Source organism: Agrobacterium sp. 22117 (assembly GCF_052045735.1).
Taxonomy (GTDB): domain Bacteria; phylum Pseudomonadota; class Alphaproteobacteria; order Rhizobiales; family Rhizobiaceae; genus Agrobacterium; species Agrobacterium cavarae.
The window spans coordinates 611,033-626,484 of sequence record NZ_JBQEPP010000003.1 but is presented as its reverse complement, the minus strand read 5'-3'; the positions used below and the strand labels follow the sequence as shown (position 1 = coordinate 626,484).

Genomic DNA, 15,452 nt, shown 5'->3' with positions numbered 1-15,452 from the left:
GATTTTACCGCTACGATGATAGTGCCTCAGATCTGGCGGATCACCGCTCCGATCGCGTTGACGAGAACGCGGGACGCTGTGAGGGCCGATAGGCCGTCAATGTCGGCGGGCGGATAAAACTCGACGAGGTTAAACCCGGCGATTTTCGCTTTGCCGGCAACACCAGAAATCAGATCGATAATCTGGGTGTAGGTGAGACCGCCCGGCGTTCTTGCGGCGACGCCCGGCATGATACTCGGATCGAGGCTGTCGCAGTCAAGCGTGATGACGACTTGAGCATCCTTTGGAATAGCACGAAGAGCCGCAGCCACTCCGCCTGCGTGAATTTCTCTCGCCGTCACAAAGTGGCTTCCGTAGCCTTGTGCCGCTTCGACATCGGCTTTCCTCGCGCTACCGACACTTCGAAGTCCGACCTGCACCATGCCGACCACATGCGCCATCTCGCTCGCTCGGTGCATGGAGCTTGAATATCCGTAGCGTTCTCCCTGAACCTCGTCACGCCAGTCGATATGCGCGTCGATCTGCAAGATCCAGACAGGTCCGGATGTCTCGAACGCAGCAAGAAACGGAAAGGTGACGGAGCAGTCGCCGCCGATGAGGATGGGAACAGCACTGGAGGCTAGGACTTCTCGCGTCTTCGCTTCTATGCGCTGTCGATTGCCTTCATTGTCACGCATCACAGTTTTAATGTTGCCAACATCGATGCAGTTTATCGGACCGCCTTTGAAGAGTGGGCCACCGAGATCGAAATCCCAGTGGGCGATCAACGGCGCATCTTCCTGGCTTGCCGCTCTGATCTGATCGGCCGCTGTTTCATGGCCACCGCTGTCTTGATCCGGATAGGCACTGCCATGTTCCACGCCGAAGATCACCATGCGTGCGGGATTGCCGTCAGCGAGCTCTGAAGGGAGCCCAAGAAACGAATTTGCAGCGCTCATTCTGTGACCAATCCTGCTCAAGCTGTCGCCAATGCGGCGATGATGTCTCGCGACGAATACGGTGTCAAAGCGTGGGAGCCAATCTGGATGATCGCGACACGCGCCCACCATCTCTTCAAACAGAAAACGAAAACCCCGAGACTGGAAATCCAATCTCGGGGTCTTGATTCTCATAGCTGTAGTTCAGGGCTTAGAAGAAACCCTTGCGCTGCCACCAGCCGCCCTTGCGGGGCTTTGGCTCTTCGCCATCGGGGCTGTCGTTCTTGCCGGAGGAGGTAACGACCGGTTCGGACGATGAAACGTTATCGCCGCGGTTGGCGCGGGTCGGCTTTGCAGCATCGTCCCCTTCCTCTTGCGTCGCCTCAACGGCAGCTTCAGCAGCCTGCGGAGCAGGGGTTGGCGCAGCAGGCGCTACGTCAGCGGGCGCTTCTTCCTGCGGAGCAGGGGCGGCGTCCGCCACTGGTGCCGCAACGACCGGTGCTTCCGCTTCAACCGTTGCCTCGACAACCGTTTCAGCCTTCTCCTTGGCCTTGCGGGTGCGACGGGGCTTCTTCGGCTTTTCGGCCTCTTCAACCTGCGGCGTTTCAGCCTCGACAGCGGCCGCCGGCTCTACGCCTTCGGCTGCATCCGCTACGTCGCCATCGTCAACGCCGTCATCGGCATCGCCCTGATCACCGTCGCCATTTTCGGCGTCCAGCAGGTTGCCATTTTCGTCACGGTTGCGACGGCCGCCACGCTTGCCACGACGACGGCGCTTGCGCTTGCCTTCGTCCTGACCGGCATTGTCGCCTTCAGCGCGTGGCTCTGTGGCGTCAGCCTGATCTTCGGTGGCGTCGTCGCCATCTTCCTCATCGCCTTCGCCGGATGCGTCGTCATTGGCATCTGCCTGAACGTCGCCGTTCTGGCCGTTGCCCTTGCCACGACGGCGACGACGACGCTTGCGCTTGCGCTTGCCGTCTTCACCATTTTCAGCCTGGGGCTGGCGTGGCTCGCTAGTCTGCGCCTTCGCTACGACTTCTTCTTCGTCTTCTTCGTCCTCCTCGGCTTCGATGACGATATCGTCTTCGTCTTCCTCGAAGGTCGGGAGAGCCTGCAGAAGGTTTTCGATTTTCACCGGATTTTCGACGGCTTCACCACGGTCGATGGCGAAGTGCTGAGCACCGACGCTGGCGTCCGCCGCGATGATGATCGAAACGCCGAAGCGTTCTTCATAATCAACAATGGTGCCACGCTTGTGGTTGAGCAGGTAGAGCGCCGTTTCAGGCGTCGTGCGCACCGTGATGTTGTGCGTCGTGTTGCGCAGCAGGTATTCTTCGACACCACGCAGCACGTGCAGCGCGATGGAGGATTCCGAGCGCACATGGCCCGTGCCACCGCAATGCGAGCAGATCTGAGTGGTGGATTCGAGAACCGAAGCGCGGATGCGCTGGCGCGACATTTCCAGAAGGCCGAAATGCGAAATACGGCCAACCTGAATGCGAGCGCGGTCGTTCTTGAGGCAATCCTTCAGCTTCTTTTCGACAGAGCGGTTGTTCCGCTTTTCTTCCATGTCGATGAAGTCGATGACGACCAGACCAGCAAGGTCACGCAGGCGAAGCTGACGGGCGACTTCTTCCGCAGCCTCGAGATTGGTTGCGAGTGCCGTCTCTTCGATCGAATGTTCGCGGGTCGAGCGACCGGAGTTCACGTCGATCGAAACCAGGGCTTCGGTCTGATTGATGATCAGATAGCCACCGGATTTCAGCGTAACCTGCGGCTGAAGCATGCGGTCGAGCTGCGCTTCGATGCCGGAGCGCGAGAAGATCGGATGAATGTCGCGGTAGGGCTGAACCACCTTGGCGTGGCTCGGCATCAGCATCTTCATGAAGTCTTTCGCTTCACGATAACCTTCTTCACCGGACACGATGATCTCGCTGATGTCCTTGTTGTAGAGATCGCGGATCGAACGCTTGATCAGCGAGCCTTCCTCGTACACGAGGCAAGGTGCTGTGGAGTTCAGCGTCAGCGTGCGAACGTTCTCCCACAGACGCATCAGATATTCGAAGTCGCGCTTGATTTCGACGCGGGTGCGGTTGGCACCGGCGGTGCGCAGAATAACGCCCATGCCGTTCGGCACTTCGAGATCGCGGGCAATCTCCTTCAGGCGCTTGCGGTCGGCTGGCTGGGTGATCTTGCGGGAAATACCGCCGCCACGTGCCGTGTTCGGCATCAGAACGGAGTAACGTCCGGCGAGTGACAGATAGGTCGTCAGTGCTGCGCCCTTGTTACCACGCTCTTCCTTGGCAACCTGAACGAGCAGGATCTGGCGACGCTTGATGACTTCCTGAATGCGGTACTGCTTGCGCGGCTTGCGCATGGCGCGGTCTGGAACTTCTTCCATCGCGTCTTCGGCGCCGACCGACTCGATGACTTCCTTCTCGTGATGATCGTCGTCGTCATCATCATCGTCATCGCCGACACGCTCAACGTCTTCGGAAATCGAGTCGGTGTCGACCATGGCTGCCATTTCGCCGCCCTTGGAGCCATCCTCGTCGGCGGCTTCATCGGCAGACGCTTCGGCCGTAGCCTCTTCAGCCTCGGTTTTCTTCTTTGCGCGGGGACGGCGCGTGCGCTTCTTCGGCTTTTCTTCTTCCGCAGGCTGCTCTTCGGCAACCGCTTCTTCCGTAATAGCGACGGTTTCCTCGGAGGCTACGACCTGTTCGGAAGCAGCTGTGTCTTCAGCCTTCTCCTCAGATGTCGGCACAATGCCGATATCCGGCTGGTCGGCCTTGGAAAGATCGACTGCGGGTTCGTTAGGGGCGTCAGCCGGTTCGAAGTCATCGCCACGGCGATGCTCTTCGGCTTCCGCCTTTAGAAGCGCCTGCCGATCGGCCAGCGGAATCTGGTAATAGTCGGGGTGAATTTCGGCAAAGGCCAAAAATCCATGGCGGTTGCCGCCGTAATCCACGAAGGCTGCCTGAAGCGACGGTTCGACGCGTGTCACCTTCGCCAGATAGATATTGCCGCGTATCTGTTTTTTATGTTCGGACTCGAAATCGAATTCTTCAATGCGATTTCCACGAACAACGACTACGCGCGTCTCCTCTTCGTGGGAGGCGTCGATAAGCATTTTGTCTGCCATGTAAGCTGTGCTCCTCGGCGCAGCCTTGTCATATACGAGAATAGGCCCGCCGCAGGGACAGGCCTTTCATCTTTTTCCAAGGGTGTGCCGGAAATGAAGTGTTCCGCCCGACGCATGTAAACTGGCAGCATCCGGACAACGTGCAAGGCAACTTGCCTGCTCCCTGTATCCGGTTCGTATGAAAGCTGCTGCAACGACATCATTGGCCAAGCGAGAACGACTATAATAAATAGACTCCTGAGAGTCCGATGAAAATGCTCTCCTCAGAGCGAGCGGTGGCATGCCACCGGGTATGTCTCCGGCCACAGCCGGATTGATCCAGTTTCAGGATAAAAATGAAGCGACGGCAGATGATTGCCCGAAATTCAGCGCCAGAGTCATTCTCGATTGGCAGCCGGCGGGAATCTATCCCGTCAACATTTTTAACCCTCAATCGTGTTGTATGGTTTCTCCGTCATAATAGCAATAGGCAGGCTAAATATGTCATATCATTGATGGAATTTCGCGGTTAAGAAATGCTTCATCAAGGCTTGCGAATGTTGCAGCCAAGCGCGAATAAGGCCATCTTCATCAGGGGAAGACGGCAATTTCGGCTGAGAAGCCGATGATTTTCGCATAAACGACATAAAACTTAAAAGATATTGGCGACCATGAAAACTCAGGCGCGGGCGGCAGGGACATCAACTAGGCGAGCTTTGTTTTCGCGAATCACTCGTTATGCGCGAGCAGCTTTCCCCGTCCTGTTCCTTGCTTTTGTCGCAGGCGAACAGGCTCATGCGGCGCCTCAGCTCGTTGCGAACGCCGCTCGCATCATCGGCGACGAGGCGCGTACACGCGTCGTGCTCGATTTCAACGCTGAGCCTGAATTCGAGGTGCACTATCTCGATTCGCCAGCGCGGATCGTGGTGGACTTGCCCGCTGTCAGCTTTGCCTTTCCCACAAACGATCTGAAGGCGACCGGGCTTTTCAGCGACATCCGCTTCGGTAGCATGGGCGAGGGGAGCGCGCGTCTGGTGTTGACCGCAAAGAAACCTGTTCAGGTGGCCATCGCCAAGGTTCAGCCCGAAGAAGGCGGCAAAATCTTCCGCTTCGTTCTCGACACCGAAATCGCGTCCAAACAGAAATTCGCCGATCTTTTGAAGAACCAGGATTGGCAGGCGCTCGCACCGGCGACCACCGCATCGGTTACACCCGATATCATCCAGACCTCGCCGCGCCAGTCCGATTTCGTCATTGCCGTGGATGCCGGCCATGGCGGTATCGATGCGGGCGCGAAGGGCGGCGTCAGCGGCACGGATGAAAAGGTCATCACGCTTTCTTTCGCCAAGCAACTGACAGATCGTCTCAACCGTCTGCCTGGAATCAAGGCCTTTCTGACGCGCGATGACGACACGTTCCTGGCGCTTTCCGAACGCGTAACGATTGCGCGCCAGCACAGCGCCAATCTTTTCATTTCCGTTCATGCGGACACGCTGAGCCAGAAAGGCATCCGGGGCGCGACGGTTTATACGATCTCAGACCGCGCATCGGACCGCATGGCGCAGAATCTTGCGGAGCGTGAAAACCTCTCCGACCAGATCGCAGGTGTGACGGTCTCCAATGCGCAGCCGGAAGTGGCCGATATCCTGCTCGATTTGACGCGACGGGAGACGCAGGCCTTCTCCGTGACGCTTGCGGAAAACATCGTTTCCTCCTTCGAGGGGCAGGTGGGGCTGATCAACAATCCGCATCGTTATGCCGGTTTCCAGGTGCTGCGCGCCCATGATGTGCCGTCGGTGCTCTTGGAACTCGGTTTTCTCTCTAATCCGGAGGATGAAAAGCTGCTTCTCGATGAAAGTTGGCGCGACAAGGTGGCTGAACGTCTGGCCGAGGCGGTGACCAAGTATCGCGCCCAGGCTCTAGCCAATGGCGGCTGAGCTATAAGTGCAGTGATGCTTTTGCGACGGTCGTCAAAAAGCGGAGCAACTTGATCGCTCCGCATTCGCATTTGATGGGCAAAGCCCTATTTTACTCACATTCAACGCGTTACTCGGCATCAGGATTCGGCAGCAGAGCGGGACTCGCTTGCGATTGCGCGGACACTATCTCTCGATAACATGAGCGGGAATGCTTAATCCCCGACTTGTCATCGGTTAAGCGGTGTGCAAAACGGCACGCTACATGTAAAATTGCGCGCCTACGGGCAGGCGCAAAGTGCGATTCGAAGTATCGGTAGCCTCATATGATCAGACTGATTGGATATTTCTTCGGCTTGGCGAGCACGCTTTTTCTCGTGGTCGCGGCTGGCGTTGCCCTTTACCTGGTAACGATCACGAAGGATCTGCCTGACTATGCGGTTCTGAACAGCTACGAGCCGCCAGTGACGACCCGCGTTCACGCGGGCAATGGCGCGCTGATGACGGAATATGCCGAACAGCGACGCCTGTTCCTGCCGATCCAGGCTATCCCGGATCGCGTCAAGGCCGCATTCCTTTCGGCGGAAGACAAGAATTTCTATCAGCATCCCGGCATCGACGTGACCGGCTTTGCGCGTGCGGCCCTTGCCTATGTGACGGGCGGCCCGACGCAGGGCGGCTCGACCATCACCCAGCAGGTGGCGAAGAACTTCCTGCTGACGAACGAGCAGACGATGGAGCGCAAGGCGAAGGAAGCCATTCTTTCATTCCGCATCGAGCAGGCATACAGCAAGGACAAGATTCTAGAGCTTTACCTCAACGAAATCTTCTTCGGGCTGAATTCCTACGGTATTGCCAGCGCCTCGCTGACCTATTTCAACAAGTCCGTTACCGAACTGACTATTGCCGAGACGGCCTATCTCGCAGCGCTGCCGAAGGGTCCGGCGAACTACCATCCGTTCCGTCGCGAGAAGGCCGCTGTCGAACGCCGCAACTGGGTGATCGATCGCATGGCCGAGAACGGCTATATCACCAAGGCGGATGCTGAAGAGGCCAAGCAGCAGCCGCTGGGTGTGAACGTTCGTCGTGGTGGCCCGCAGCTTGCCGGTTCGGATTATTTCGCCGAAGAAGTGCGCCGCCAGATCGTCGATCAGTTCGGTGCAGACAAGCTGCTCAAGGGCGGTCTTTCGGTGCGCACGTCGTTCGATCCGGAAATCCAGATGGAAGCGCGCAAGGCGCTACAGGATGGTCTCATCGATTATGATGAGCGCCGCGGTTTCCATGGCCCAATCGATCAGATCGACATCAATGGCGACTGGGCAGCGGCGCTTTCCAAGTTGAAGCCTTTGCGCGATGTGCCCGAGTGGCGCATGGCCGTGGTGCTGGCCGCAACGGCAGATGGCGTCGATGTCGGTCTCCGTCCGGACGCGGATAGCGATGCTGCCGATAAGAATGCGCGCGGCCGGATCAAGCCGGACGATATGAAATGGGCTTATCGCGACTCCAAGGGGCAGCGCAGCACGGCCAAGTCTCCGGCTGGCGTGCTGAAGGCCGGCGATGTCGTCTATGTCGAGCAAATCTCTGGCCAGGGCAATTCCTATCGCCTTCGCCAGCCGCCGAAAGTGCAGGGCGGCATGGTGGTGATGGATCCGCATACCGGTCGTGTTCTTGCGATTGTCGGCGGCTTCTCCTACGCGCAGTCGGAATTCAACCGCGCGACACAGGCCATGCGTCAGCCCGGTTCGTCCTTCAAGCCGTTCATCTACGCAGCAGCACTCGACAATGGCTATACGCCGGCTTCGGTCGTCATGGATGCACCGCTTGAGGTTGTTTCCGGTGGTGAAGTCTGGCGGCCGCAGAACTACGGTGGCGAGGTCGCAGGTCCGTCCACGCTTCGTCTTGGCATCGAAAAGTCTCGCAACCTGATGACGGTGCGTCTGGCACAGGACATGGGCATGAACCTGGTGGCGGAATATGCCGACAGCTTTGGCATCTACGACAAGATGCCGCCGCTGCTTGCCATGTCGCTCGGTTCGGGCGAAACCACTGTCATGCGCATGGTCTCGGCCTATTCCGTGATCGCCAATGGCGGCAAGCAGATCAAGCCGACCGTGATCGACCGTATTCAGGACCGCTACGGCAAGACCATCTTCCGTCATGAGGACCGCGCCTGCGAAGGCTGTAATGCGACGGTGTGGCAGAATCAGAACGAGCCGACCATCGTCGACAAGCGCGAGCAGGTTCTCGACCCGATGACGGCTTATCAGGTCACGTCCATGATGGAAGGCGTCGTCCAGCGTGGTACGGCTGCCGGCAAGATCAAGGTTGATCTGCCTGTTGCGGGCAAGACCGGCACCACCAATGATGAAAAGGATGCCTGGTTCGTCGGTTACACACCGGATCTCGTGGCAGGGCTTTACATCGGTTTCGATAGCCCGGCACCTCTCGGCCGTGGCGGCACCGGCGGTTCGCTCGCAGCACCGATCTTCGGCGAGTTCATTTCCCAGGCAGCAAAGCATCTGCCGCACAGCAAGTTCATCGTACCGAACGGCATGAATTTCGTCGCTGTCAACCGCAAGACGGGCATGGCGGCGATGGAGGGCGAGCCTGACACGATCATGGAAGCCTTCAAGCCTGGTACCGGTCCTGCATCTAGCTTCAATGTCATCGGTATGGATGGCAACATGTCTCAGGAAGACATTTTGCGGGAGTCCCCGCAGGCGCAGCAGGCCATCACTGGCGGCGGCGGCGGCCTCTACTAAATCAAATCAACACAAGGCGAGGGGCGCGGGTCTTTACATCCGCGCCCCTCGCATTTATTCACCCAAGCAGTTTTTCAAGAAGGCGAAGAATCTGCGAAATGCGCAATGAAATCGTAAACGTAGTCGACGAAATCAAGCAGGCCATAAGCCTGCTGAGGAGGCATCTTTGACTGGGACCAGGCGATAAGACGACTGGACTGGTTGAACAACAAGGCAGAGGATCCGAACCTCTGGAACGATGCCGGCGAAGCGCAGAAGCTGATGCGCGAACGCCAGCAGCTGGATGAATCCATCAATGGTGTCCGATCGCTCGAGCAGCAGGTCAACGACAATATCGAATTGATCGAGATGGGTGAGGCCGAGGGCGACGAGGACATCGTGCGCGAGGCCGAAGAGGCGCTGAAGGCGCTGCGCAGCGAAGCAAACCGCCGTCAGGTGGAAGCGATGCTTTCGGGCGAAGCCGATTCCAACGACACCTATGTCGAAGTGCATTCAGGCGCCGGCGGTACGGAAAGCCAGGACTGGGCGAGCATGCTTTTGCGCATGTATACCCGCTGGGCCGAGCGTCAGGGCTTCAAGGTGGAAGTTCTTGAAGTGCATGACGGCGAAGAGGCCGGCATCAAATCTGCGACCATTCTGGTGAAGGGCCACAATGCCTTCGGCTGGATGAAGACCGAATCCGGTGTTCACCGCCTGGTGCGCATCTCGCCCTATGACAGCAATGCGCGTCGTCATACGTCGTTCTCGTCCATCTGGGTTTATCCCGTCGTGGACGACTCGATCCAGATCGACATCAACGAAAGCGATTGCCGCATCGATACCTATCGCTCGTCCGGTGCCGGCGGTCAGCACGTCAACACCACCGACTCCGCTGTGCGTATCACGCATATTCCGACCGGTATTGCGGTTGCCTGCCAGCAGGAGCGCTCGCAGCACAAGAACCGCGCCAAGGCGTGGGAAATGCTACGCTCGCGCCTCTATGAGGTAGAGTTGCAGAAGCGCGAAGAGGCTGCCAATGCGCAGGCTGCATCGAAGACGGATATCGGCTGGGGTCATCAGATCCGCTCTTACGTTTTGCAGCCCTATCAGCTGGTCAAGGACCTGCGCACGGGCGTGGAAAGCACGTCGCCAAGCAGCGTCCTGGATGGCGATCTGAACGAATTCATGGAGGCAGCCCTTGCTCACCGCATCAGTGGCGGGGCCGGTGTGGAAGTCTCCGACATCGATTGATGGCGGCAGCATCAATTTCGATACCAGAACCTCCCGTGGCGCTTGCTGCGGGAGGTTTTTCATTTACAGCATCGGCCCGAAAATCAGACTCGATTTTCGGAAAGCACGATGTGTCGATTCAAAAAGCTTTAGTGCTATTCGAGGCTTGAGGAGATTGCAGTGAAACAGGCTCTCTATATTGTTGATGTGCAACCAAGCTTCAATCCGCCGTCACGCCTTGTCGAGGAGATCGCAACACTCGCTATCAGGATGCCGAGCATAGCGAGCGTCGAGCGGCACGATGAGAGCATCACGCCTTTTCAGCGGCAACTGGGCTGGACGCCCGGCCAAAACGACGAGTCGCTTGTGGTCGCGGACCGCGTCTTCATCAAATATGGCTATGCACCGCCAAGGGAAGCTGTCGATTATCTTCTGTCGCTGCAGCTTGATCGGGTTCTCGTTTGTGGGATACAGGCGGATACCTGTGTGCTGGCGGCCGGCTTTGCCTTCTTCGATGCGGGGCTCTCTCCCACGCTGCTGCCCTGGCTGACGGTGGGATCCAGTCTCGACCGAACGGGCGCGCTCGGTGCTCGTCTCTGGAAGCATCACTTTGGCGCGGTGCTGAGTGGGCCAGACGAGATTTGAGGCACTCCGGAGAGGGTAGGTGCGAGATAGAGAGACGGCGTTGTGCTGATGCTCTTGCCAGCCCGTTTGAGGAAGATACGCCGAGCCACGGCGCCTTAGGTCTAGTTCGACGCTTTCTCGATTTTCATGTCGCCCAACTCATCGATGATAATGGTCCATGCGTCCGGCTCCTTTTGAGCCGGGTCGGTCTTCAGATGGACGGTGACGAACAGACCGGGAAGACTGGACGCGCCGGCCGAGCTTTCAGGGCGGATATCCGTCACATAGGCCTTCATCTGCGTGAATTCTTCAAGCTCGAGGGTCTCGACGAGGGAAGGGCCATTCGCGGTGTAGGCGATCTGCTGGAGATAGATCTTCGCGGTACCATCTGGCTGGCGCATGGCGACGACCTTGTAGTAGCCGCGCGTGGGCTCTGGACGCGTCGACGCGCTCTTATCTGTCGTCTGTGAGGACTTTGCTGTGTCCTCCACGGCCTCGCGTTCCCACATGCCGTTGCTGGTAACAAATATGGTCGACACGGGCAGCGCATCTATGCCCGGCATCTGCGAGAAGGCCTGACTGACGCTACCAAGCAATAGGGCTGCGGCAAGGAGGGCTTTCATGGTCATGTCCTTCATCAGTTGGTGAACTGTTCGGCGAGAATTCGGTCCGACCAGGAGCGATCCGGATCAGAGAGAATTCTGGCCGTCCGATCCTGAGAAAGCGCGATCTTGACGCTGCGCACCGATTTCACCTCGCGGTGATCGGCAACGGCGTTTACCGGACGCTTTTCGCCTTCTTGAACGTGGATGTCGACGGTCACCTTATTGGGCAGGAGTGCGCCGCGCCAGCGCCGCGGGCGGAACGGGCTGACAGGTGTCAGCGCAAGAAGCGGGGATTCCAGCGGCAGGATCGGGCCATGGGCTGAAAAGTTGTAAGCCGTGGAGCCAGCGGGCGTCGCGACCATCACGCCGTCGCAGATCAGCTCCTCCAGACGCGTCTTGCCGTCGATGTCGACGCGAAGCTTTGCTGCCTGGTGAGACTGGCGGAAGAGGCTGACCTCGTTCATCGCCAGGGCGGACACCTCGTTGCCGTCCTCGTCTACCGTCGTCATTCTGAGCGGATGGAAATCATTGCCGGTCGCCACGGCAATGCGTTCATGCAGCCGCCCCAGCCTGTAATCGTTCATCAGGAAACCGACGGAGCCGCGGTTCATGCCGTAGACACGCTTTCCGAGATTCATCGTCTCATTCAAGACCTGGAGCATGAAACCATCGCCGCCGAGCGCGACGATCACATCCGCTTCGTCGAACGAGGCATTGCCATATTCGCGGATCAGTTCTTCTCTCGCGGCCTGCGCGTGGTCTGCGGACGAAGCGACGAAGGAAATTTTATGCACTGAACGCGACATGCGGCCATCCCGATTGATGATCTCTGGTACATGAAGAGACACCTGATGGACAAGCTCTTTCGAGGCGCAAGCGGTTACCTGCCGCTTTCCACGGTGCCCTTCGCGCCACTGCCCAGGCCGCCAGAGGCAGCCCGATTCGCATTCGCGCCATAATTATTAACAACCGACCCGCGAAGGCCGGAACAAAAGCAAACTCTCCCCGTTCTTTCAGCACAATGGAGATTGTAACATGACCTCGCAAGGTACTTCTGGTCGCCGAAGAATTCTTGAGGCCGCGAACAAGGCCTCCATTACCACATACAAACCCATTATCGTCCCTCTTACAGGTACCTATGTGGCAATGATCTTCCGCAGGGGTCTTAAGAGTGCGTCTAAACTGGCAAAGACTTAGTCGAAACCTGGCGTGACTTAACGCTGCCGATGACCGGTAGCCGGAACGCCATAGAGATAGCGAAGGGGAATGACATGAAGAAAGTTCTCATCATCGCCGCTGCCATGGTCCTTTCCGCAGGCGCAGCGTTCGCAGAATGTGTAAAGGGCATCGAAACAACGGCCGCCGCCCCAGGCGTCGATCGGGAGTTCAAGACGGCAAGCATCGCGCCGCCAACCGAGCCCGCTCAGAAACCGGTTCTGGTTTTGAGAAAAATGGAAAGGCTGCCAGGCAATGTGGAAACCGCGGTTGTTGCCTCTCCTGAGAGCGCATTGGCGCGGATGCAGTGATACACCTGATGAGAGCGCAATGCGTCCTGTAGGACGCCACAATGACGCTGTGTCTTCTTTGATCTACGCATCGTGCTTGATACATCCCGCGTCCAAAGACATTTGGCGCGGGATTTTTATGTGTGGGGCTATTAATTGGCTCCAGCTCTCCGCGGACACCACATCAAACTGCGATCGCTTGCGTCTCTCTCAAGACAAGATATCGCTGCCTATCCCACGCACAACCTTTCACGACCCACGCGTCTCTGAGCGTCTCCTAGGAGTCGAGCTTGAGAGAAAGCTGCCGACCGCCATTCTTTTTCAGAATGTAAAGTGGCTTTGCGATCATCTCCGTCTTGCGGCGCAAATCGCGGCGACGCGCTTCAGCGCGTTCTCTCAAATCTCGGGATTGAGCAACAAGAGCGAGTGCCTGCTCAATGGATCTCTCTGACGTCGTCATCGTGAACTCCTGTTTGTTCTCTCTATGTTCTCATTTTGAGCCAGGATTGTCAAGGGATTGCGATTCGTGGACGCGTAGGCCTATGTTGAGGTCGGGATCAATGTGAGAATTAGGATATCGTTTGCGAAGCGGCGACCACAAGTAAAGGTCGCGACTTCGAAACGGACCGTTCAAGGTGAAAAAGAAAAAGGCCCGGCGTGGCCGGACCTTTCATCTTTCACACTGCAACTTTCCATTTTCAGGAGAGGGCGCGGTCTTCCAAGAAACTGTCTTCGGACAGGCGACCGCTTGCCAGCGCAACAATAGCAAGAGCTGCGTGTTGACGATCCCAGCCCGCACTTTCGGCAACCTCAAGCAGTCCATTGATGGAAGGCTCGAGAGCGAACTGGCATTCAGCCTGGTAATCCATAGTGTCGATCTTGAGCGACGGTGGATTGATCAAAGCGCGCATTCAGCACTCCATTCTGGCGCATATCCCACTCCCCGATGTAGGGACATACGTGAAATTCACAAGCTTTTGAAGCCCAACGTCGTAACGACGTCAAGCGATATCAAGCCACGAATCCCCCAGCGCGACGGAGAGTCTTTTATATTAGAGATTCTGTCAACCTCGAGCAGCAGGTTATGCGTCGCCCCTGCTTTGTCGAAAGGGGCGCTTTCGCCAAATGAGAAGGGCCATCACATAGAGCGCGAAGGTGACGAACCAGACGAGCGGAAAAGCAAGAAATACAGCGGCATATCCACATCCGCCATCAAAGCAGGTGCCGAAGGTGGCAGTCTGCACGACGGTCCTTGCCACAAAGAAGGAGACGAAGCCGGTTCCCGCAACGCCCGCAAGCAACAACACGATATTGGTAAACAGTCTCATGTTGGCGGAGTATGGATAAGAATAAGACGTCTTTGCGGACATCAGACAAGAAGCTGGTGTGGCTCGGATATTTTCTTGCTGAGTGCGTCTTATTTCTCGGCGCAGTGGCAGACGCCAGCCTTAAATAACGCGCTGACGGTGAAAGTGGCAGCCTTCACTGGCTGAAGAATAGCTACTAGTTATCGGTCGGTCGGCGACTGCAGTCTTTTGACCTTTACGGACAGCAATTTTTGGAGCGGCGGGACACGTGCCCAGCCGTGGTAACCTTAAATCCTGTTATTCGAATATTCGTTGTCAGCTTAGGCTATAGGTGGGTCGTTAAGTCAATTTCCAGAAGAAGTTTAAGGAGCAATTGTCTTGTTCAGGTCAGCAAGCGGTTTCTCAGGGGGCAATTTTGAAGAGATATATTCGATTTCTGATCTATGTTGTCAGAAACTTTGTTATAGCGAATAGAAGATTTGTTCGCCTATCACCTTTTGAACGGGGAAAGATCCCGTTCTACGATAAGCAAACCAAGCGGTTTTTGTACGTGTCGGTTCGAGATCACATCGATTCGATCACCGCGGATCAGGTTTTTACCGACAGTGATTACGAATTGCGCTTTCTGAGCCGCTACGACGAGTTGGTGGCGTTTTATGAGCGAACCCTCTCCCAAAATAAAACTCCTTTGATCATCGACTGCGGCGCCAATATTGGCTGTTCCGCCTTATTTTTTGCTCGAGAGTTTCCAGCCGCAAAGCTCGTGGCTGTTGAGCCCGAGCGTAATAATGTCGAGATGATTAGAAAAAACTGCGCCTCGCTGAACAACGTCATCGCGGTCAACAAGGCGGTTGGCTCGGTAGATGGCCTCGTGACGATTGCTGATCCGCATTGCGATAACAACGCCTTCAGGATGACTCGCGAGCCGGATGGCACGGGTGACATCCCCGTTACATCAATAGGGAGCCTCCTATCCGATTACGATCAGTATGTGCCCTTCATCATCAAAATCGACATTGAAGGTTTCGAAGATGACCTGTTTTCGGCAAATACCGGTTGGCTCCAAAAATTTCCCCTGATGATCATAGAAACGCATGACTGGTTGCTCCCGCGCCAGGCAAATTCCAGCAACTTTCTCAAAGTCATCAGCGCAACGGGACGGGATTTCGTGCATAGAAGTGCCAATGTCTTTTCCATCTCCAACACGATCGAGATGTGAAGCCTGTCGCGATCTTTCAGATTCGCTCCTTGCGCTTAGGTCCATGTTCGCGAGCGCGACTTGCGTTGAGTCACGGCGGTTCTTCGCCGATGTTTAAGGCGCAGCGCCTTGAACGGCTCTCATTTCATCACGGACATCGAAAGCCGCTGGCAGTTAGACATTGGGTCGTTGGGTCATCATATCGAACCGAACGCTGCCTGCCTTCGAGCAAGTTCTGACTTCCTCTATCGTACGGTGACGATGTTGGCGGCGTGCGGATGATCCGCC

Annotated in this window: 11 protein-coding genes and 1 pseudogene; 7 read left to right on the top strand and 5 right to left on the bottom strand. The window is 56.9% G+C overall.

Features of this window, described 5'->3' with window-relative positions; all coding sequences use genetic code 11:
- Positions 1-26: 26 nt before the first annotated feature.
- A complete protein-coding gene (locus ACTJKV_RS11510) occupies positions 27-938 on the bottom strand; it encodes an agmatinase (RefSeq protein ID WP_274102495.1) in 912 nt (303 codons plus the stop codon).
- A gap of 190 nt (positions 939-1,128) precedes the next feature.
- On the bottom strand, positions 1,129-4,059 hold the full coding sequence (locus tag ACTJKV_RS11505; RefSeq protein ID WP_274102494.1) for an Rne/Rng family ribonuclease: 2,931 nt from the start codon (positions 4,057-4,059) through the stop codon (positions 1,129-1,131).
- A 650-nt stretch (positions 4,060-4,709) separates the two neighbouring features.
- Between ACTJKV_RS11505 and ACTJKV_RS11500 the strand changes: the two genes are divergently transcribed.
- The 4 genes from ACTJKV_RS11500 to ACTJKV_RS11485 all read left to right on the top strand — a co-directional run bounded on the left by ACTJKV_RS11500 (position 4,710) and on the right by ACTJKV_RS11485 (position 10,570).
- The gene (locus ACTJKV_RS11500) at positions 4,710-5,975 is read left to right on the top strand and encodes an N-acetylmuramoyl-L-alanine amidase (RefSeq protein ID WP_274102493.1); all 1,266 of its coding nucleotides are present in this window, start codon (positions 4,710-4,712) and stop codon (positions 5,973-5,975) included.
- Between the two features lie 305 nt (positions 5,976-6,280).
- Positions 6,281-8,716: a penicillin-binding protein 1A gene (locus ACTJKV_RS11495; RefSeq protein WP_062440904.1), complete on the top strand. Its 2,436-nt coding sequence runs from the start codon at positions 6,281-6,283 to the stop codon at positions 8,714-8,716.
- 98 nt (positions 8,717-8,814) lie between these two features.
- Positions 8,815-9,946, top strand: a protein-coding gene (gene prfB, locus ACTJKV_RS11490) for a peptide chain release factor 2 (protein ID WP_194286714.1) whose coding sequence is annotated in 2 segments (ribosomal slippage) — positions 8,815-8,883 and positions 8,885-9,946 — 1,131 coding nt in all. Because the reading frame shifts where the segments join, the coding sequence is not laid out codon by codon here.
- Positions 9,947-10,105: 159 nt separating this feature from the next.
- The gene (locus ACTJKV_RS11485; RefSeq protein WP_113179720.1) at positions 10,106-10,570 is read left to right on the top strand and encodes an isochorismatase family protein; all 465 of its coding nucleotides are present in this window, start codon (positions 10,106-10,108) and stop codon (positions 10,568-10,570) included.
- 101 nt (positions 10,571-10,671) lie between these two features.
- Here ACTJKV_RS11485 and ACTJKV_RS11480 read toward each other — a convergent pair whose 3' ends face one another.
- Entirely contained in the window at positions 10,672-11,172 is a 501-nt protein-coding gene (locus ACTJKV_RS11480) for a hypothetical protein (protein ID WP_440598700.1), read from the bottom strand.
- A 14-nt stretch (positions 11,173-11,186) separates the two neighbouring features.
- A pseudogene (locus ACTJKV_RS11475) lies at positions 11,187-12,005 on the bottom strand (NAD kinase); the annotation flags it as partial.
- Positions 12,006-12,425: 420 nt separating this feature from the next.
- Here ACTJKV_RS11475 and ACTJKV_RS11470 point away from each other — a divergent pair.
- Complete coding sequence (locus tag ACTJKV_RS11470) at positions 12,426-12,680, top strand: hypothetical protein (protein WP_274102491.1); 255 nt, start codon at positions 12,426-12,428, stop codon at positions 12,678-12,680.
- Between the two features lie 256 nt (positions 12,681-12,936).
- Here ACTJKV_RS11470 and ACTJKV_RS11465 read toward each other — a convergent pair whose 3' ends face one another.
- Complete coding sequence (locus ACTJKV_RS11465; protein WP_062427428.1) at positions 12,937-13,119, bottom strand: hypothetical protein; 183 nt, start codon at positions 13,117-13,119, stop codon at positions 12,937-12,939.
- Between the two features lie 175 nt (positions 13,120-13,294).
- Between ACTJKV_RS11465 and ACTJKV_RS11460 the strand changes: the two genes are divergently transcribed.
- Positions 13,295-14,152, top strand: a complete 858-nt coding sequence (locus ACTJKV_RS11460; protein WP_440598699.1) for a hypothetical protein — start codon at positions 13,295-13,297, stop codon at positions 14,150-14,152.
- 229 nt (positions 14,153-14,381) lie between these two features.
- Entirely contained in the window at positions 14,382-15,185 is an 804-nt protein-coding gene (locus ACTJKV_RS11455) for an FkbM family methyltransferase (protein ID WP_162741845.1), read from the top strand.
- Positions 15,186-15,452: the final 267 nt, after the last annotated feature.

Bases quoted from the DNA above. Each gene is read 5' to 3' on its own strand.
- ACTJKV_RS11465 (WP_062427428.1), bottom strand. From the start codon at position 13,119: ATGACGACGTCAGAGAGATCCATTGAGCAGGCACTCGCTCTTGTTGCT.
- ACTJKV_RS11470 (WP_274102491.1), top strand. From the start codon at position 12,426: ATGAAGAAAGTTCTCATCATCGCCGCTGCCATGGTCCTTTCCGCAGGC.
- ACTJKV_RS11505 (WP_274102494.1), bottom strand. From the start codon at position 4,059: ATGGCAGACAAAATGCTTATCGACGCCTCCCACGAAGAGGAGACGCGC.
- ACTJKV_RS11500 (WP_274102493.1), top strand. From the start codon at position 4,710: ATGAAAACTCAGGCGCGGGCGGCAGGGACATCAACTAGGCGAGCTTTG.
- ACTJKV_RS11495 (WP_062440904.1), top strand. From the start codon at position 6,281: ATGATCAGACTGATTGGATATTTCTTCGGCTTGGCGAGCACGCTTTTT.
- ACTJKV_RS11510 (WP_274102495.1), bottom strand. From the start codon at position 938: ATGAGCGCTGCAAATTCGTTTCTTGGGCTCCCTTCAGAGCTCGCTGAC.
- ACTJKV_RS11480 (WP_440598700.1), bottom strand. From the start codon at position 11,172: ATGAAAGCCCTCCTTGCCGCAGCCCTATTGCTTGGTAGCGTCAGTCAG.